This window comes from Bifidobacterium sp. SKU (assembly GCF_026016405.1).
GTDB classification, from domain to species: domain Bacteria; phylum Actinomycetota; class Actinomycetes; order Actinomycetales; family Bifidobacteriaceae; genus Bifidobacterium; species Bifidobacterium bifidum.
Genome location: NZ_CP092890.1, coordinates 1883336 through 1902529 on the forward strand (window position 1 = coordinate 1883336; position 19194 = coordinate 1902529).

General features: G+C 64.8%; 19 protein-coding genes and 4 tRNA genes. 4 read left to right on the forward strand and 19 right to left on the reverse strand.

Translation table 11 applies throughout. The features are described from left to right. From MMB49_RS08060 to MMB49_RS08075, 4 genes are all read right to left on the reverse strand, one after another. Positions 1–714, reverse strand: a complete 714-nt coding sequence (locus MMB49_RS08060) for an AbrB family transcriptional regulator (protein WP_081111252.1) — start codon at positions 712–714, stop codon at positions 1–3. 129 nt (positions 715–843) lie between these two features. Beyond that, positions 844–1482, reverse strand: a complete 639-nt coding sequence (locus tag MMB49_RS08065; protein WP_013363867.1) for an IMPACT family protein — start codon at positions 1480–1482, stop codon at positions 844–846. Continuing rightward, positions 1466–2809, reverse strand: coding sequence for a CapA family protein (locus tag MMB49_RS08070; protein WP_047270866.1), 1344 nt, complete (start codon positions 2807–2809; stop codon positions 1466–1468). Before MMB49_RS08070 ends, MMB49_RS08065 begins: the two co-directional genes overlap by 17 nt. Before the next feature lie 539 nt (positions 2810–3348). Further along, positions 3349–3436: transfer RNA gene (locus MMB49_RS08075), tRNA-Ser, on the reverse strand. A gap of 306 nt (positions 3437–3742) precedes the next feature. Between MMB49_RS08075 and dinB the strand changes: the two genes are divergently transcribed. Continuing rightward, positions 3743–5035, forward strand: coding sequence for a DNA polymerase IV (gene dinB / locus MMB49_RS08080; protein WP_047270867.1), 1293 nt, complete (start codon positions 3743–3745; stop codon positions 5033–5035). A 23-nt stretch (positions 5036–5058) separates the two neighbouring features. On the opposite strand, the gene dapC is transcribed toward dinB, so the two are convergent. From dapC to MMB49_RS08145, 13 genes are all read right to left on the reverse strand, one after another. Continuing rightward, a complete protein-coding gene (dapC, locus tag MMB49_RS08085; protein ID WP_047270869.1) occupies positions 5059–6237 on the reverse strand; it encodes a succinyldiaminopimelate transaminase in 1179 nt (392 codons plus the stop codon). Positions 6238–6355: 118 nt separating this feature from the next. After that, entirely contained in the window at positions 6356–6679 is a 324-nt protein-coding gene (fdxA, locus tag MMB49_RS08090; protein WP_003814463.1) for a ferredoxin, read from the reverse strand. 124 nt (positions 6680–6803) lie between these two features. After that, the gene (locus MMB49_RS08095; protein ID WP_003815639.1) at positions 6804–8018 is read right to left on the reverse strand and encodes a UDP-N-acetylmuramate dehydrogenase; all 1215 of its coding nucleotides are present in this window, start codon (positions 8016–8018) and stop codon (positions 6804–6806) included. Between the two features lie 118 nt (positions 8019–8136). After that, positions 8137–8307 (reverse strand): 50S ribosomal protein L33, encoded by a 171-nt coding sequence (gene rpmG / locus MMB49_RS08100; protein ID WP_003814458.1) that lies wholly within the window; start codon positions 8305–8307, stop codon positions 8137–8139. Positions 8308–8355: 48 nt separating this feature from the next. Continuing rightward, positions 8356–8429: transfer RNA gene (locus tag MMB49_RS08105), tRNA-Met, on the reverse strand. Positions 8430–8433: 4 nt separating this feature from the next. After that, a tRNA-Thr gene (locus MMB49_RS08110) sits at positions 8434–8505 on the reverse strand. A 1-nt stretch (position 8506) separates the two neighbouring features. Continuing rightward, a tRNA-Tyr gene (locus tag MMB49_RS08115) sits at positions 8507–8588 on the reverse strand. A 41-nt stretch (positions 8589–8629) separates the two neighbouring features. After that, a complete protein-coding gene (locus MMB49_RS08120) occupies positions 8630–9127 on the reverse strand; it encodes a hypothetical protein (RefSeq protein WP_047270871.1) in 498 nt (165 codons plus the stop codon). Beyond that, positions 9112–9579, reverse strand: coding sequence for an AAA family ATPase (locus MMB49_RS08125; protein ID WP_116453799.1), 468 nt, complete (start codon positions 9577–9579; stop codon positions 9112–9114). The genes MMB49_RS08120 and MMB49_RS08125 overlap by 16 nt, the downstream gene beginning before the upstream one ends. A 239-nt stretch (positions 9580–9818) precedes the next feature. Then, positions 9819–10577: a serine hydrolase gene (locus tag MMB49_RS08130; protein WP_047270874.1), complete on the reverse strand. Its 759-nt coding sequence runs from the start codon at positions 10575–10577 to the stop codon at positions 9819–9821. Between the two features lie 196 nt (positions 10578–10773). Further along, positions 10774–11067, reverse strand: a complete 294-nt coding sequence (gene groES / locus MMB49_RS08135) for a co-chaperone GroES (RefSeq protein ID WP_003814450.1) — start codon at positions 11065–11067, stop codon at positions 10774–10776. Positions 11068–11242: 175 nt separating this feature from the next. Continuing rightward, the gene (locus MMB49_RS08140) at positions 11243–12616 is read right to left on the reverse strand and encodes a hypothetical protein (RefSeq protein WP_047270876.1); all 1374 of its coding nucleotides are present in this window, start codon (positions 12614–12616) and stop codon (positions 11243–11245) included. 24 nt (positions 12617–12640) lie between these two features. Beyond that, positions 12641–13375 carry a GNAT family N-acetyltransferase gene (locus MMB49_RS08145; RefSeq protein ID WP_013390238.1) on the reverse strand — a complete coding sequence of 245 codons (735 nt, stop codon included), beginning with the start codon at positions 13373–13375 and terminating at the stop codon, positions 12641–12643. Positions 13376–13436: 61 nt separating this feature from the next. Between MMB49_RS08145 and MMB49_RS08150 the strand changes: the two genes are divergently transcribed. From MMB49_RS08150 to MMB49_RS08160, 3 genes are all read left to right on the forward strand, one after another. After that, positions 13437–14090 (forward strand): 5-formyltetrahydrofolate cyclo-ligase, encoded by a 654-nt coding sequence (locus MMB49_RS08150; protein WP_003814444.1) that lies wholly within the window; start codon positions 13437–13439, stop codon positions 14088–14090. Between the two features lie 153 nt (positions 14091–14243). After that, a complete protein-coding gene (locus MMB49_RS08155; protein ID WP_003815625.1) occupies positions 14244–14438 on the forward strand; it encodes an evolved beta-galactosidase subunit alpha in 195 nt (64 codons plus the stop codon). Positions 14439–14670: 232 nt separating this feature from the next. After that, a complete protein-coding gene (locus MMB49_RS08160) occupies positions 14671–15249 on the forward strand; it encodes an SAF domain-containing protein (RefSeq protein WP_229940951.1) in 579 nt (192 codons plus the stop codon). Between the two features lie 68 nt (positions 15250–15317). Here the strand turns inward: MMB49_RS08160 and MMB49_RS08165 are convergent, their stop codons facing one another. Together MMB49_RS08165 and MMB49_RS08170 are read right to left on the reverse strand one after the other, a co-directional pair. Further along, positions 15318–15572 (reverse strand): hypothetical protein, encoded by a 255-nt coding sequence (locus MMB49_RS08165; RefSeq protein ID WP_013363879.1) that lies wholly within the window; start codon positions 15570–15572, stop codon positions 15318–15320. Continuing rightward, the gene (locus MMB49_RS08170; protein ID WP_047270880.1) at positions 15569–19186 is read right to left on the reverse strand and encodes a helicase; all 3618 of its coding nucleotides are present in this window, start codon (positions 19184–19186) and stop codon (positions 15569–15571) included. Before MMB49_RS08170 ends, MMB49_RS08165 begins: the two co-directional genes overlap by 4 nt. Positions 19187–19194: the final 8 nt, after the last annotated feature.

Below are 19194 nucleotides of genomic sequence, written 5' to 3' on the forward strand. Positions count from 1 at the left end.
TCACGAGGCGTCCGAGGTCCGGCTCGCCGCGGCTTTCGCCACTTCGGGCGAAGGGTCGTCGCGCAACCGGTCGAGCGTCTCCTGCGAAGTGCCGGGGTTCAACGCCACCGCGCGCCGCACCATCGTCGCGAGAATCGCCGGGGCACCGGATTCCTCCGATACTCCGAGCCTTGACAGCACGTCCAGAGTGTCGGCGTCAAGATCGGTGTTCTGCGCTCCCTCCAGCCGCATCTTCCATGATGTGCGCTTGTTGCGCAGCGCCGCGTCGCGCACCTCGGGGACCTCGTCCTTGGTCAGGCGCCCCACCAGCCAGTTCTTGTCGTCCTCGTTGGCCGCCACGGCCCTGCGCACGTCCGGACTCGGGTCCGTCGACAGCTTGACCAGGATGTTCGGGAACGGCATCGTCTCCGCCAGCATGATGCGATCTTCCAACGGCGTGTGCCGGTTGCCGGCGACGGCCTCCAGTAGTGCCGTCGCACGGGAGAACGCCGCCTGATCGGAACGGTCCGGCAACGGACGGCGCGCGAACTCGGACAGTTCCGCGCTATCGGTGGAGTGCCGCAGCCGCTCATACGTGGCGGTCAGAGGCTCGAAGGGCGTGGAGTCAGTGGCGCTGTCGGGCTGAGACTGCGTGTCAGGCTGAGACTGCGCTGCAGTCTGCGCTGTGGCCTCGCGCGCCGTGGCCTCGTCATCATGTCGTTGCATCTCGCTCATAGTCATCACCATACCCGAGGGGTCGCCGAACCGAACCATATCTTCCGCAAAGTATTGCGTTCCTGCTGACGGGTGAGCTGAGTACCGCAAAACCACCCCCAGACATGCTGCGCATAACAGCGCGCCTGTTTAGATTGCGACGGGACGGCTTATCAGTTCACCGGATTCGGGCGTCACCGTCGCGCTGAACGTCTCACGCACGCGCCGGAGAAATTCCCGCTCACGCTCCACCGGCACCACCGTGTCCAGTACGACACGGTCACTGTACCGCTCATTCTCCAGCGCGGCCCCGCAATCCGAGGCGAGTTGACGGAACACGTCAAATTGCGGGTACTGCAGCGCTGTCGTGTATCTGCGGCACGTCTCGATGGACGCCAGTCTGGCCACCTTGACGCCCAGCGAGGCGGCGGACGAATACGCGCGAATCAGCCCGCCCGACCCCAGCAGGATACCACCGAAATACCGGGTGACCGTCACTGCGCAGTTCATCAGATCTCCCTGCCGCAGCACGTCGAGAATGGGCTTGCCGGCGGTGCCGGATGGTTCGCCATCATCGCTCATCCTCTCCCGCACGCGACCATCGCCGTCGACGCATATCGCGGCGTACGCCACATGCCGGGCCTTGGGGTGCAGCTGGCGAACGGAATCGACGAACAGCAGCGCCTCGTCCAACGCATCCACATGGCACACATCGGCGATGAACTCGGACTTCTTCTCCACCAGTGCGTCATGCGCCGGCCGGTCGGACGTGTCAAGAACGGTTTTCATCGGTGATGTTCCACTCCTTCACGACGTTCTTGTCGGCGCCCATCGAATAGATGACGTTCCATATGCGCTGGCGCACCTGCGCATCCTGCGATTCGGACCAGCATGTGCCGTTGGGATGGTCGCTGGAGATCGGGCACCACTGGTATGAGCCCTGCCGCATGTTCGCGGTCGGCACCCAGTCAATGCGGCTGACGCGCCATGCCCCGACCACGCCCTTGCGGCCGGCGAACTGGATGCGGGCGGTCACGCCCTGATTGTTGACGATTCTGCTGGCGGGGGCGCTGACCGTCACCGTGTTGCCAAGCCCGTAGATGATCCACGTGCCGTTGTAGTTCTCGATGGGCTGCGCGCAATGGCATCCGGCGCCGTAGATCACGTCGAACGCGCCGGTGTCCGCGAGCTCATGTGCCTCGGAGACCTGCCACGAATCGGCGTAGTCGATGTATTCCTGCACCGAATGCATGGCCATGGCCACCACGTCGGCGCCCTGTTCACGGGCGGCCTTGGCCTTGGCGACGGCACGGTCGATGTCGGACTGATGCTGGGGGTCGCCGGCTTCGCGCAGGCGGTCGACCTGCCAGTCATGGTCGGCGGTCATGCCGTTGAGCGACACCGTGCCGGTGACCAGGCCGAGCTTGCCGCCGCCCGTGGGCGAGTCGATGACCAGCGGCTTGGTGGAGTCCTCCTCGGTCTTGTACGAACCGGTCTGCGCGATGCCCTTGGACGCGAGCGTATCCCACAGGCGGGCGATGCCGTCGGCACCCTGATCCCATGAATGGTTGGTGGCGTGCGTGCAGGCGGTGTAGCCGACCGAGGCCGCGGCATCGGCGACCTCCGGCGGCACGTTGAATACCGGATAGCCGGTGTAGGGACCGCCGCGTTTGGCGATCGGCGTCTCGAACTCGCACACGGCGATGTCGGACGCCTGGATGTATGGCTTCATGGTTTCGAACAGCGGCGTGAAATCGAACGCCGTGCCATCGGTGGCGGCGGTGTTCGCACCGGCGAAATGCTTCCACAGGTTCGGATGGAACAGCAGGTCGCCGTTGACCAGCATGGAGATGCAGTCGGTGTCCGGGCAGTCGGGCGAATTGCCATGGTGCTCCACAACCGGTTCGGGTACGGCCTGCTTGTTGTCGAGATCGACCCGGGTCACCGTCGCGGCCTTGTCCGGTTTCGCGACGGGAGCGGCGGCCTGCATATGCCGCACGACCAGCCATCCGCCGCCGACGAGCACCGCCACGATGACCAGCACGACGACGAGCGCCCTGACGGGCGAATGCGATGCCGTCGTCCTGTGATGCCCTTTTCCCCGGATGTGCCCCATCGTACGCTCCTTGCTCATCTCGTCCTGATGGTTCTCAGTCTAACGCCCGTCAGCTACTGTCCAGTAAGCGGACACGACACGCGCGGGCGGATCTCCCATACGACACAAGCACGGACGTGCGACACGCGCGGGAAACCGGCATATGCAATCACATTGCGGCGGCATCTTTCTTACTATGTGAACGATGACATCATCGTGTCACGGTAAACGAAGGGGGTAGAATGACTGCTTGGAGACGGACGGACAATGGCGTACCTCCGCCCCCCCTGCTTCGCTACAAGGGACGGTATGCTTTGCCCGGATGACCGGTCGCGCGGATTATGCACGACCGGCTCTCTCATATCATGACCACACAAATCCCAGCGGACATTCAGCTTTTCGTGGCTTACCGATTCCCTACCGGTCACACAGCATCGACCCACGCGCCGGCGGCTCCAGCCTGCTGCCATAATACGGGCTGCAATAGTCGTTCTTGACGTCCCTCGAGAAAGACCCGGAAAAAGCAAAAAGCCCCGGGCAAACGTCCGGAGCCTAGTCGGCGGAGACAGAGGGATTCGAACCCTCGAGCCGCTAAACACGACTAACACCTTAGCAGGGTGCCCCTATCGGCCACTCAGGCATGTCTCCATGTTGCACATTGGCGCAACAACATGGTATCTTACCATCGTCCCCCGGACTTCAGCAACACGGTGTGCCGCACGCGGCGTCATACGGGGCCTGACGGCGGGTCAATGCGCCGGATTCGAGTCGCCCGTGAACGTGACGATCCCCGCGACGATCACCAGCAACGCCAGCAATTTCGCGGCGCCCTGCGCTCCGACAGGCCAGGCCACGCGCGGGCGGCAAAGAAATTGCGACGGCCGCTCCCCAACCGGTACGGCAAGGCCCGCTCCATCCCAGCCCGGCACGGTACGGTACGGTACGATAAGGGATATGAGCACCGCACCTAGACTGGCCGCCGCCAAACGCGATTGGGGGCATGACGAGACCGGCTGCACGGTGCTGCACATCGACATGGACGCCTTCTACGCCTCGCTGGAAGTGGCACGTCATCCCGAACTCAAAGGCAAGCCGGTGATCATCGGCACCGGGACACGCTCGGTGGTGTCGGCGGCGAGCTATGAGGCACGGCGTTACGGCGTCAATTCGGCGATGGCGAGCGCCCGCGCCCGTCAGCTGTGCCCGGACGGCGTGTTCCTGCCGGTGGACATGCACTACTACCGGATGATGTCTCGGCGCATCGTCGAAGAGGTGTTCAGCCAGGTCACTGACCGGTTCGAGCAGGTTTCGGTGGATGAGGCGTATATGGACGTGTCGGGGGCGCTGCTCGCCTGGCAACGGCCGACCCGGATCGGCGCCTGGATACGACAGGAGGTCGCCTCGCGGTTCCATGTGACCTGTTCGGTGGGCGTCGCCGCGAACAAGCTGGTCGCGAAAATGGCGTCGACGAATGCGAAGCCTGATGGCATGCTGCTGATTCCCGTCGCCCGTCACGCCGAGTTCGTACAGATGATGCCGCTGCGGGGCATACCCGGCATCGGGCCTTCGCTGGAGCGGCGGCTGGCGGAGTGGGGCGTGAAGACCGTGGCCGACCTGGCGAAGATGAGCGAGCAGACGCTGGCCACGGCCATCGGCTCGCAGACCATGGCCCACGGCCTGTATATGGCCGCGCGTGGCATGGATGAGCGTGCGGTGACGCCGTACACTCCGGAGAAGTCGATCGGCTCCGAGAGCACGTTCCCCGAGGACACGCGCGACATGCGCCGGGTATGCGACCTGCTGCGCCGGTGCTGCGACGAAGTGGCGAGCTCACTACGCAGACGCGGTCTGGTGGCGCGGACGGTGACGGTGAAACTGCGGTTCGCCGATCTGAGCTACAAGTCGATGTCACACACCATGGAACGCGCCGAGGACACGGCCGCCGCGCTGTATCCGCAATCCGTAGAGCTACTGTGCCGGATGCTGGGGATCGAGGATGGCGTCGCCGCCATGCGGAGCCCCGGCACTCCCCTGCCGCGAGACATCCGGCTCGCCGGCATGAGCGCGAGCGGACTGGCGAGGTCGGCTGGTTCGACCGTGCAGCCGACGTTGGATGACGTGCTGGAGGAGACCGAGGCACAGTCCGCCGGAACCGTCACGCGGTCGGCGCGGCAGCGCGACGCGGAGCAGGCGCTGGACGCGATACGCCGCAAATACGGCAAGGGCGCGGCGTCGCTGGGATTGTGAGCCGGTGGGTGAGCCGACCGACGTCAGCGCGAGAGACGCCGCGCCGCGTCGGCGACGGCATCGTCACTCGCGGTGGCGGAGAAGCGCAGGCATTCCGGCGCTCCGTAGAACTCCCCGGGGCTCGCTATGATGCCGAGCGCGGCCAGATCGTCCATGTCGCGCCAGCAGTCGCCCGACTTCGCCCGCACCCACACGTACAGCGCCCCCTGCGGCATGCGGGCGTCGTATCCGGCGGACCGCAGCGCGCCGACCAGCGTCTTCAGACGGCGGCGATAGCGCGTCCATTGGGTTTTCGCCGCATCGAAATCACGCAATCCCGCGGCCATCGCGGACTGCACCGGACCGGGGATGATCTGCCCGATCTGCTTGCGGTACGCCGACATCTCACGCACCAGGCCGGCGTCTCCCGCGATGAACGCGGTCCGGTATCCCGCCATGTTCGACTGCTTGCTGAGCGAGTACAGCACCAGGATCCGGTCTGCGGTACCATCGCAGACGGCGGTGTTCAACGCGCACGGGGACGTCGCCAACGACACCGGCGTCGACGCACCGGCCTCGGCACCGTCCACGTGGAAATCACGCGAATTCGACGACCAGCACATCAGGGCATAGCACTCGTCGGACAGAACCACCGCGCCGATGCGACGCGCCGCCGCGACGATATCGGACAGCCAGCCGCCGGACAGCACGCCGCCGGTGGGATTACACGGCGAATTGGCCCATACCGCCTTCACACCCGGCACATGGCACCATGAGTCGACGTCCGAGACGTCATCGACCTTCAGCACGCTCGCACCGGCCAGCTGCGTGCCGATCTCGTACGTGGGGTACGAGACCTTCGGCTGGACCACGACATCGCCCTCGCCGAGGTGCAACAGCGAGGCCATCAGCGCGACGGCCTCCTTGGAGCCGACCGTGGGCACGACGTCGGCGTTGATGGATTGCAGGTTCACGCCGCGCACGGCACGGAACCATTCGAAGATGGCGTCGCGCAGATCACCGGATCCGGCCGTCACCGGATAGCCATGCGCGTTCTTCGCGTCCGAGGCCGCGGCAAGCGCCTCACGCACGGATTGCGGCACCGGGTCGACGGGAGAGCCCACCGACAGGTCGACGATGCCGCCCGGCACCTGTGCCGCCTTTGTCTTGTACGGGGCGATGCGAGACCAATCGTATGGCGATGAATAAGCGTGAAAGCCCATGCTGGTCCTTTCCTCGACGTCCTCCAGCCGGCCGTGGCGTGCCACCCGGCGAAGGAACCGTGCTCTATGAAAGCGGCCGCCGCACAAGGCGACGGCCTGCAGAATGATACCGGGCGGATCAGTCCTGATTCTGAGGCGGCAACGCGGCCACCTGCTCGGGATCGTGGCCGATCGGGCCGTGTGCGGAAGCACCGCCGAAATCACCGACCTCGGCGAAGAAACTCACCGCGGCATCCTTGTACCAAGCCCACTCGTCGGGCAGGTCATCCTCGTAGAAGATGGCTTCGGTCGGGCACACCGGCTCGCACGCGCCACAATCGACGCACTCGTTCGGATTGATGTACAGGGAACGCGAACCCTCGTAGATGCAATCGACCGGGCACTCGTCCACACAAGCCTTGTCCTTGACGTCCACGCACGGCTGGGCGATAACGTATGGCATGACTCCTCCTTGGCTTAGCTTGACTTACCACAGTACGCGGCAACGGGGACGCGCGGTCACGCTCCCGCTTTGCTCCACCCCGCGAAAGTCCCATCTAACGCGCACGAAATGGGACTTTGGGCGGCTAACGCAGGTCCATGCCGACGACGACCGGCTCGGGGACGAGGCGGACACCGAACGCCGCCTCCACGCCGTCCTGCACGGCATGCGCCAGCGCCGCGATGTCGGAGGCGGCCGCATCCCCGCGGTTGGTCAGTGCCAGCGTGTGCAGCGTAGACAGGCCGGCCGGCGAGGATTCGTCGACCTTGAACCCCTTATGGAATCCTGCATGATCGATCAGCCAGGCGGCGGAGGTCTTCACGCCCGCCGTGCCATCCGGCAGCGTCGCGGGGAAACGCGGGGCGTCCTGCGGCAGCCTATCGGCCGCATCGGCGGGAAGCACCGGATTCATGAAGAAGCTGCCGCAGCTGTGCCGGTCGGGATCGCGCACGACGGGCGTGTCCGCGCCTGCGGCCAGCTGGCGACGCTGCGCTTCGAGCGCGATGCGCACGTTGACGTCGCGCTTGGTGCCGGCCATCGCCGGCTGAAGATAACGCGCGGCATCCTCCAGCATCCCCTTGGCCGCACGGACCTTGAGCACGGCGTTGCGGATGGCCGCGGTCTCCATGCGGTCACCGACCTCGACTCCCAGCGCCTTGGCGAGCTGTCCGTAACCGACCGTGCCGGTAGTGCTGTGCCGCAGCGCGAATGTCACCGACAGCACCACGTATCGCGGCGTCGGGAAGAACTCGCCGGCCGGCACCGCCGGAGCCTGATACATGCTCGTCTTGAGAGCGCTCATACGGTATCCGAATCCCATGTCGGCAGCCGCGATGTCCAGCGTCCGCTTGTCCCGACGGTCCCACGCCTCCACGGATTCGACCGCGCCTGCGACTTCCTGTCCGTACGCGCCGATGTTCTGCACCACCGAGGCGCCGACTGTGCCGGGGATGCCGGACAGACCTTCCACGCCCTCCAGCCCGAGCTCGACGGTGAACGCGACGAAATCATCCCAGTTGCAGCCGGCTTCGGCGTTGACGTGCACGATTCGCTCGCCGTTCTCGACCGGCGCGGCCTCGTCGGGCACGGTGATCTGCCGGCGGGCGTCGCGCACGACGACGCCATTGAACGGCCCATCAGCGACCAGCAGATTGGATCCGCCGCCAATCACGCATAGCGGCAGCCCTTTGGAGTCCGCGTCCTCCACCGCTTCAATCACCCCGACGCGCGAGGTCGGTTCGATGAATCGGGCGATATGGCCGCCGACGCCGATAGTGGTCAGATCTGCAAAACTCGTCATGCCCTCTAGGGTACACGCGCCCGTCCCGCGAGCGGCGGCCGTGCGACGGCCGGGGCGATGAAACGACAAAAGCCCGACCGGTGAAGGTCGGGCTTTTACGACAAAGACTTGATAAAGCTCAGCGGGTCTCGCGGTGCACGGTCTGCTTGCCGCAACGCGGGCAGAACTTCTTCAGCTCAAGACGGTCGGGCGTATTACGACGGTTCTTCGTCGTGATGTAGTTACGCTCCTTGCACTCAGTGCATGCCAGCGTGATGCCCGGACGGATATCGGCGCTTTTGCTTGCCATGTGGTTCACCTCTGTGGTCGTTGTTTACCGGTGGCTTACCGGCCTTTGTAGCGAGAAAGAGACTCGAACTCTTGACCTTACGATTATGAGTCGTACGCTCTAGCCAGCTGAGCTATCCCGCCAGAGAGCCCCGAGTGAGAATTGGACTCACGACCTCTTCCTTACCAAGGAAGTGCTCTACCACTGAGCTATCGGGGCGTGGCGGATAGTGGATTCGAACCACTGAAGCACGAAGCGGCTGATTTACAGTCAGCTCCCTTTGACCGCTTGGGAAATCCGCCATGGCTGCTTGTCGAGGCTGTGGCCTCAACCGGCAACTTGGCTATCTAAACACAAGTCGCCGACTTTTGCAACTCGCGTGTCGCACACGGCATGTCGCAAGTATTTCCAAGGTATCACGGCATCTCACCTTCGATACTCGCATCATGTTTTTCTGCGCAATGACGCCGGGAACGGCCATCTGAACATCCGCCAGACCGCATTGCCGCGTCGTTTCGCGGCGACGGCGCACCGGGCGCACAACCCGCGCAACGGTTCCGGCGACGGCGCGACGGACGTCGGACGCGCCGGCTGTCACATGGTCCGCGAGTTCGGCCAGATACGCGCCGAAATCGGACTCCCCTTCCGGCGTCACGGCTTCCAGACATTCGGCGATGCGATCGGCAATACCGCGCTCAGTGTCGACAGGCGACCATCTCACGCCCGCGTCCCATGCCGAATCGCACGCCTCGCGCCACGCCGCACGCCAAGCCCGCCCCATGCCGTTCGTCGCGTCCGGCGATCCGGTCTCTCCGACCGCCTCCATCAGGCCGAACCGCATCCGGCATCGACGCCGGCGCACACTCGATGGGCGAGCACCGGGACCACCACCGAGCGCACGTCATCCGCCATCACGAAATCACGACCCTGCATCAGCGCCCGCGCACGGGTCATCGCCGCCACGTTGAGGCGGCCTCGCGGCGACACTCCGAACCGCACGCCCTGCGCGTCACGGGTCGCCGCGGACAGCGCCACGATATACGACGCCATCTCAGGCGCCAACGTCACCCTGCGGCATGCCGCACGGATATCACGGACCCTTTCGATCGAGCGAATCTGCCGCAGCCTGTGGGTATGCCCGTCCACGCTGATCTGCCCCTCGCCCATGGCCTCCAGCATGGCGGACTGCGCCTTCGTATTCGCACGGTTGACCTCGTCGGCGATGACGATTGGCGAACAACGGTCCCGGATGGAAATCGAACGAACCGGTGGCCTGCGAATACACGCTGACACCGGTCAGATCGCTCGGCAGCAGATGCCCTCCCGCGACCAGCGTCATTACCGCAAGCTCAATCACCTCGCGGGAGCACGACAGCACGCCGGCAAGCGCGTCGATGATGTCGCCGATGACCGCCGCCGACATGGCGGGAGTGTCGATCGCGATGTCTTCGTCAGTTCCGCCGTTGCTTTCGATACCCGTTGCGCGTACCACCCCAGTCGGCCCCGCCGACAGTCCCCGTCAGCGGGTGCGGCTATTGTGCGGCGTCCCATACGGCGCGGGACAGTTCGGTGATCTGGCTTGGGGCCACGGCTGAGGAGATGTCGCTGCTCATCACCGCGAGCACATACGGATGGGTACCGAACACGATCGCCACGTCGTTCTGAACGGCCGCCAGCTCGCCGGTCTTGTTGGCGACCTTCACACCGGACGGCACGCCCGCGGGAATCTTGGTGCGCCGCGTCTGGCCGAGCAGCAGCTGCATCATGCGTTCGCTGGCGTTTTTCGACACCAGCGTCCCGGCGTACACCTGAGAGAGGAACGAGCCGCAGTCGCGCGTCGAGGTCCAGTTCTCCACCGCGTTGCCCGAGGCCATGCCGGTCAATGTGCGCAGCTCCTCGCTGGAGGTGAAGCCGTATCGTTGCGCGGTCGCGGTGACGGTGGCGATGGCGGCTTTGCCGTCGCCGTTGCCGATGCGCGACAGCAGCCCGTTCGCAGCTTCGTTCGAGCTGACAGTGATCATCTGCTTCAGCAGGGCGTTCACGTTCGCGTCATCGGTGATGGTGCCATGCTCGATGCCGTCGAACACGGCCAGCATGATGTAGAGCTTGACCAGTGACGCCGCCACGAGTTTCTCGTCGTTGACTGTGACGTCGCGGCCTCTTTCCAGATCGATGTAGGGCGCCGACCATGTGCCGCCGTACTGCGCGAGCTTGGTATCGAGCACCTGTTTGACGGCAGCGACACGCGTCTCACTCGGGTCGGGTTCTTTCGGCGCTGCGGGCGCGGGCACGGCCGTGACCTCCCGCGCTGATCGGCTTGCCGCAATTCGGACATACCATCATGATTGCCTGCCTCATCGGAATTCCCTTGTATCGTCTTCCCTTCCGCACAGTCTACCAAACGAGTGCGGCCAGACATAGGAAAACCCCGGCGCATATCATGCGATCCGGGGTTCCGTGCTGACGGCGCTGTCGTGCAGCGTTCACTCAGCCAAGAATGGCGAGCACGTCACGAGAGGAGACGATCAGGTAGTCCTCGCCCTCGTAGTGCACTTCGGTGCCACCGTACTTGGAGTACAGCACCTTGTCGCCGACCTTGACGTCCATGGGGATGCGCTCGCCCTTGTCGTCACGACGGCCGGGGCCGACGGCCAGGACTTCACCCTGCTGCGGCTTCTCCTTGGCGTTGTCCGGGATGAACAGACCGGACGCGGTCTGGGTCTCGGCAGCGGCCTGCTTGACGATGATCTTGTCTTCCAACGGTGTGAGCTTGATCGACACTGTGGGTCACCTCGTATTCTTGAAATCCAATCGTATGGTCCCGCGATGGAATGCCGCCATTCAGAGGCTGACGATCACTTCGGGCATCATCCCTTCGCGCTAGCACTCATCGTAGCGCGATTGTTAGCACTCTGCCAACTCGACTGCTAACGCTCTGAGAGAAAATCACACGCAATCACGACGAGCGGCGCGCGAGAATCGCCTCAAGGCCGGTTCCCAGCGAGTCGGAGGACGCATCCGGGGCATCCACGCTTGACCGCACCTCCGTCTGATGGAACGCGTCGGTATCGTTCACCGAGGCGTCATCCATGACCGCGGCAACGGTGGCATCCGCATCCGACTGCCCTGCATCGCCGCCGTCCACGGTGGCGGGCTGCTCGGCAACCAGTGCGGGAACGGCCTTCGCGACCTGCTTCGTCGATTTGATCTCCAGGCTCTCCGGCGCGGGCGCATGGCGGTCGACGCCATTGCGCGGCTCGCCCAACGAGAACGAAATCAGATCCTGAGACGCGGCCACTTCGAAGGCGTCCAAGGCCGCGGCCGGGTGCACCCGATCCAGTTCCGTGGTCATGTCGCCGCCCGAGGGGGCGCTCCCCTCCTCGACGACCACTTCGGCATGGGAGTCCGCGGGCTCCACGACATTCGTCGCGGACTCGTCCGCGGACGGCTGCGCGACGGCATCCTGCCGCGGCTCAGGCTGCACGGCCGACGTTACGGCCGCTTCCGACTGTTCCGATGCCGCATCCACATCATGCCGGCCGTTTTCGGACGCAGCCATCGCATGGGCCTTCTGCCGCGCCTCACGGGCGGCCAACGCGCGATCCTGCTCGATACGTGCGCGGTGAAGCGCCTGACGAATCTCCCGGCGTTCCATCACGTCGGTCTTCACTTCGGTCTCGGCAGAGGGATTCGCGGTGGCGGTTACCTGGTCACCGGCCGTATCAGCGATTGCCTTCGCCGCAGACTTGGTCGGAGACGCAGACTTGTCTGGGGACGTGGACTTTGCCTGAGACGGGGACTTTGCTCGCGGGCGGGCAATCGCCCCGGCCCGTTTCGCCAGACGTTCCCTGCGCCGCGCCTCGGCCAGCGCATGCTCCCAGCGACGGGCCTGACTGGAGGCCCGCACGCCCAACGCCAACACGACCGCCAGCAGCACGCCCGGAATCAGCGCGAACAGGGCGCTGAAAGGCAGAACCATCGACAGCACCAGCACCAGCACCGTGATCAGCAGCAGCGATAGCGCCAATATGCGCCGACGACGGACCGCCGCACGCCGAAGCTCGCGAATATGCGCCACTTTCGCCGTGGTCGGCGTCGTGGTGCTCGTTTGCGCCCGCTGCATAATAGCCCCTTTCGGCTGCGGCGTATGCTCGTCGGAGAATCGAGTACCGCTGTCGGCATCCACCAGATGCAACGACGACGAGTACCTGTCCTGACGGTGCTCGGCCACCTTTTTCATGCTGTTGACCGTCCGCCTGGGCAGCCAGCCAACCGCGATAACCATCAGAATCACCAGCACCACCACGGTGTTCAGCGACTCATAACCCATGTCCTTAAGAATAGGAGACTCCCCTTACGATTGCACTGATTCCGGCATGGCGTGTCGAGCTATCAGACGATGGATGAACCCGTCGCCGGCGTCCTCGGCGAACAGGCTGTAGGTCTCATGATCGCGCCACTGCCCGTTGACGAACATGTACCGGGGCCGCACGCCCTCATAATGACACCCCACTTTACACGCCACCCTGCGGGAGCGCTCGTTTTCCGGCAGTAATGCGATTTCCATGCGGTGCAGCCGAGGGCCGGTCGGATCACAGAACGCCCAGTCGGCGAGCAGCGCCACCGCCATCGGCGCGAAGCCATGCCCCGCGTACCGCTGATCGACCCAATACCCGATCACACCGGTGCGCATGGATCCCAGATCTATCGCTCCCAGCGAAATCTGGCCGACGATATGCTCATGATAATCGATGGCGAACACCACTCCGCGGCCGGTCTGCTCGTTGTGACGCATCTGCTGCATCCACTGGTTGTAGGTCATCGGCGAGCCGTGCATGGGATCGCCTGACTCCCATGGATGCAACCACGCATCGTTGCGCCACCGCACCTCGTTCCACTCCTCTTCGTCGTCCGCCGTGATCGGCCGCAGCTTTATCGGGCATTGCGGAATGCCGATCCACCGCGGCACGCGGATGGATGGCGCTGCCGGCTGCCGGAACACGGCGCATATCGATTGCAAAACGGACACGCACCCATTGTGCCATCGTCGCGTCTCCGACACGGCGCACCGTCCGCCGATGACGGACATTCGTCCGTGATAGAACGTAACCATGAACCTTTGCCAACGCCGGCAGACGACCGATGCCGATATGTCGGACGATCTGCGCAAGAGACAGCTGAGACGGGACGCCATCGCGCGGCGTAAGACCGTGACGCGGCAGGAACGGGACGCGGCCGCGGCGGCACTGGCCGAACACATTGTGCCGTTGCTGGACTTGGTCGGCGTGCAGGCCGGCACGTCTGGCGTCATGTCCGCGCCACACGGCCGCGGACACCGGCCGCCGACCGTGGCCGCCTACGTGTCGATGGGCAGCGAAATCCCCATGCGGCCGCTGCTGTCCCTGCTGCTCGACCGCGGGCTGCGCGTCCTTGTGCCGCGCTTGGGCTCCGGTCTGGACGTGGGATGGGCTCTGCTGCCCGACATGGTCTCATTGCATGGCGTGACCTGCGAGGGAACCGGCATGGCACAACGGCCGGATGAGCCGGATACGCAGACGCTTGGCCCGGCGGCCCTTGGCGATGCCGACCTGATCATCGTGCCCGCGCTGGCCGTGGATGCACATGGCGTCCGGCTTGGGCGCGGCGGCGGCTGGTATGACCGCGCGCTGACATACCGACGCGGAGGCGTGCCGGTCGTCGCCGTCTGCTGGCCGTGGGAATGCATGGCAGACGACCTGCCCCGCCAGTCTCACGATATCCCGGTCGACTGGGTGGTCACGCCGCAGGGAGCCCGACGCCTGTAGTTCGCCATCCGCGCAAGTTCGCGGAGGGAACAAAACGAGACGTCGAGCGGCGCGGTGTCCGCGTGACGACTAGGATATGAACGGACTTGATGCGTATGCCGGGCATCGCATACGTGCCGGAATCATATAATGAGCTTCGACCAGGGAGGAACCGTGCCAACCTATCATTACCGTTGTAAGAACTGCGGATACGATTTCACCGAGCAGCAGTCGTTCGAGGACGACCCGATCACCGTGTGCCCCCAGTGCGGGCAAGAGCAGGTGCGCAAGGTGTATTCCGCCGTGCCGATCGAGTTCAAGGGGCACGGCTTCTACCGCACCGACGGGCGCGGCGGCTCCGGCAAATAAGCAGCTGCCATTGGCGCGTTCGCCGTCTTCCGGCGGCCAGTGCTCGGCCCGCGCATGTGCGACACGCCCAAGATGTGGATAACTGCCGAGCCTTCGACCACATTTTCGTCACGGCTTGCGCATCGGAACAACGTTCAGTCACCATGCTTGCATGGTGACTTTTTCTATATTGGAGAAGCTGAAGCGCCCCACGTTGCGCCAACGTCGGATGCTGCGGCTCACACGGCGGCTGATGGCGGCCTGTTGCACGGCCATTGCAGCATTCGCGACACTGCAATGCGTGACGGCGAGCATCGTCACGCAACCGGTCGTGGTGGCGGCACGGCTCATCCCACGCGGCGCGCGTATCGGCGCGGAGGACGTGGAGATCCGGCAGATGCCCGTATCGGATGGTTGGGATACGACGCTCGATGCGGCGAATCAGGCGGCGGGAGGCATCGCGCAGACGGACATCGCCGCCGGGCAGCCGCTGTTCGGCGCCATAGTTTCGCGGCGGCCGGTGGCGGAACCCGGTCAGACGGTGATCGATGTACGGGTCACCGGCACGGTGGACGGCATCGCGGCCGGTGATGTCATGGATCTGGTATCCGGCACCCCTTGCGACGCTTCGACTGGTACGACTTCATCGCGTGACGAATCCGCAGGCGGCCGGTCATGCGTTCTCGCGCGATCGGCCACGGCGATGGATGCCGCCCATGACGATGCGATGACCGGCGGCACGCTCATCACGTTTGCTTTGACTCCCGACGAAGCCATATCAATCATCAACGCACAGGAACTCGGTCCGATTATGGCCGTCACTGCGCAATAGCTGCGGTTGCTCAGCCGCAGCAGCCACCTCCAGTCTCGCTGTTCGCGCGACAGGGGTGGTCACCACACTCAACGTTTGTCGTTGAAGATGGCCCAGTGGGGTGGCAGTTCGCCGAGGATGCGTTTGTCGTCGTCGGCCTCGCGCTGCTGCTCGGTGCGCATATCGCCCGGTTCGAGTTTCACGCCGTCTGCATCGAAGCGCTCGGTTCCGTGGAACACGACGCGTTTGTGCTCGCGCCGCGTACGACGCGAGGCACTGTACGGCCTTGGCTCCGAGGCATCTGCGGCCACACGATCCCCGTCACCAGTAGTATCGCCGCTCATCGCACATCCCCGTAGATCTCGCCGATGCGCGACACGATCGCATCGACCTCCTTGTCCGGGTTGACGAATGCGCCGACACTCCACACGCTCATCACCGACCAGCCCAGCGACGCAAGGTCCTGCATCAGGCCGCGATGCCGTTCACGCGTGGACTGCACGCTCATGAACTGCGCGTCGTCGGTCAGCACGGCCAGCGCGAACGGCTTGTCGGGCAACCCGACGACCATCGGAATGTGCAGGCCGCGGTCGAACCCGTAGTCGACGGCGGCGTTCAGTCCGCGGGACCGCACGCGCTCCGCCAGATCATTGAACAGCACATTGTTCGACCGGGTGATGGTCACCGGACGCACCACGTGGTCGTCCAGCTGCTCCACCCACCGCAGCATGGCATGCAGCAGCTGCGGTCCGGGCTGGTGAAGTCGCTCATCGTCCAGATCAGACTCGTCGAACGCCGAAACGATATCGAGATGGCGGTCGCACAGCGCCAGCGCATCCAGCAGCATGGCACGTCCGCCTTCGCCCTCCAGCACGCCGAACTGCTGCAGCAGACGCCCATGCACGGTCTTCGCGTAGCACAACGACAGAATCACGTCCGTCGACTGGGCCCCGGCGATCTCCGGCAGCGCGACGATGCGCACGTGGCGCAGGAACTGCCCCATAGTCTTGTTCTTCGACGCCAGCGATTTCAGTTCCGCACCGAGTCGCGAACGGAACGCGTCGGTGAGCGTGACCACGGTCAGCGTGTAGCCGACCGGCACCACGTTGAAACTCGCCGCGCGTTCGGTGATGATGCGGACGACCTCATCGATCTCCTGCTGGCTGCTCTCGACCAATCCGGTGGCCATGACCGGTGTTCCGTTCGCCTCGACCTTGTGGAAGGCCACCCGGCCTTGCGACGGCTCGGTCGTGACGTCATAGCGCACCTCGCCATACCCCTGGGATTCCAGGAACGCGGCGAGCCTGGGCGCGCGCCGCACGGGGTGGGAGCGGACCTTCACGCTCGGCAGCAGCTCCATCAGCGCCTTCACGCTCGGCGAGGTCACAGTGGACCGGTGGGCCAGCACGGCCACCTGCTTCGCGCGGCAGACGATGGTCATCAACTGGATGGCCGGAATGTGCGCGGCCGCGTCGATGATTGCCACGTCGGCGAGGGTCGTCGGATCGGTGAGCGCGGCAAGCGTGGCCGGGGTCGCCACGATGATGGGCTTGGCCGCGGCCAGGATCTCGGGGTGGTCACGGCGTATCCGGCTGAGCGGGATGCGGGTCTTGCCGGCCAGCACCGTGTGCAGCTGGTTGGATTCCTGCGTGCGGGAGAACAGCATTTCACACAGGCGGCGCATGGATTCCTGCGCGACCATCGGACCGACCGAACGCACGTGTTCGGTGTCCACCTGCGCGAAACGATCCGCAGCGGACTGCAACGCCGACCCATCCTGATTGGAGATGATCGCGGACGCCCGCACGATGTTCTCGAACACCGTGGTCCACCATGCCAGCTGCAGTTCGGCATCCACCGATTCCACCGGCACACGGCGCGTGTGCAGGTCCTCGACCAGTTCGGTGAGCCCGGCCGTCTGGAATTCATGTTCGAGACGGCAGCGCTCCGGCAGTGTGTCCAGCGCGAGATGGTCGTCGAACAGCTCCTTCAGACGTTCCTCGACGGCGACGAAATCCTGCGATTCCAGATCACCGCCCTGCACGGTGGTGGACAGTACGGCGTCCAGCGCCGTCAGGTCGCGAGCCAGCTCCTCCTGCGTGGCGATGATGTCGTCGAGCTTGTTCGGCAGCACCGGCCACCCGCCGTGAGGCACGAACATGCGCCATTGCGCAGCCTGCTTGGCCACGACCTGCAGCGCATCGTGCAGGTTCTCGACCTGTGCGCCCACGCGCAGCAGGCTCTTGGCCTCCTTGATATGGCGGCGACGCTCCCAGAATCCGATAGTGGTGCCTTCGGCCTTGCGTTCGGCCTTGGACTTGCTCGACTCGATCATCGCGTCGATGTCGCGCTCGAAGATCTCCGGCTGGAACACGTCGAGCACGCGGCGCAGGTTCTTCAGCACCTGCACCTGACGGCCCCACTCCTGCTCGGTGTTCGGTATCGGGAACCCGCATGTCTGCACGGTGGACGACACCTGTTCACGGGTCAACGGCAGCAACTTGCGCAGCAGATCGACCACACGCTGGTAGACGGTCACAGCCTCATCCTCGGACGTAATGGAGGCCTTGAACCAAGCGGTATCCTCCGGTCCGAGCGTGAATTCGCCGAGCTCGCCGGCACGCCTGAGCTTCGCCGCCCATTCGTCCAGATGACCGCCGATCTCACGCGCGGTCTCCTTGCGCAACCGCACTCGGGTGGCGGGATGCGCGGGCAACGTGGCGATTTCGGCGAGGTTCTGTATGGTCTGGTACGCGGACACGCCCCACTGCTTGTCGGTGCAGTGCAGGTCACCCAGATACCGGGTGAGACGGGAACGCACGCCGACCAGCTCATCGGCGATCTGGTCGAACCGGGAGCTGGCGACGCCGGGCTGGAATCCGACCGCGGCGATCAGCTGATGGTCGATGCTGTCATTGCAGCGCTCGTCCGAGACGTCGAGCACTTGGCCGCTGAGCTCATTGGCGCTGATGGCCTGACGGAAACGACGCTTCTGATCGGCGATGCACGGCACGTACAGTACGCTGCGGCCGTTCATCACGCAGCGCGACGCGATGGCGGCGGCGTAATCGGCGGTGTCACGCCCGTTGACGACATCGACTCCGAGTGAATGCCCGGCTGCGACCATATCGGCCGCGTACCGCACGGCGTTGTCGACATCGCCGACTTCGAACTCGTTGTGCGGATCGGCGTCGAATGGGCTGAACGCAGGTGCGCCGGAGTCCTTGAGCGCTTCGGCGGCCTCCTTGCTGCCCGCGAGCGCGTCCAGCACCGTGTTGCCGGTCGCCCCCTCGGCCAGCGTATCGATAATGTGCTGGCTTTCGGCAAGAATCAGCGAGCCGGGCGACATGAAGCAGCCCAGGATAATCTGCCGCTCGATGGTGAAATCGGGGAACACCTTCTCCGCACGCTTGGTGATCGCCGCGAACACCGCGGACGTTTCGGGCGTGCCGCTCTCGTAGTTGGCGCCGTTGAACAGCTCCCGCTCGTCAAGTTCGACGTGCTGCTCGCGCATCACCGTCACGAACGCAGGGTTGAGCCGGACATGCCCGACGAACCGGATCACCGCCACATCGCCTTCATCCTGGGCGCTTTGCACGGATACCGGATACAGCAGCACCGGCATGGCACCGTCGTCCCATGTGGCAACTCCCACGGTGAGAGACAGTTCCGCGACGCCGCTGACGCGCAGTTTCGCGGCCTTCTCGTCAAGCACCCGCTCCAGTCGGCGGTTCGCCGCACGCAGCATGCCGTTGTCGCGAAACAGCAGATCCAGCGACGCGCGGCCTCCCGCGAACAGCTGGGCGATGCCGGAGGGATGCGCATGGGTCAAATCGAGCTTCGCCCCAAGCTGGTTGATGTCCTCCAATGGGGACGGCACCAATCCGGCGCGGTACTGCTCATGCCATTGACGCATGCGTTCCAGCGATTGGGGCGCCTGTTGCATGCTTTCGCTCATGACCCGAC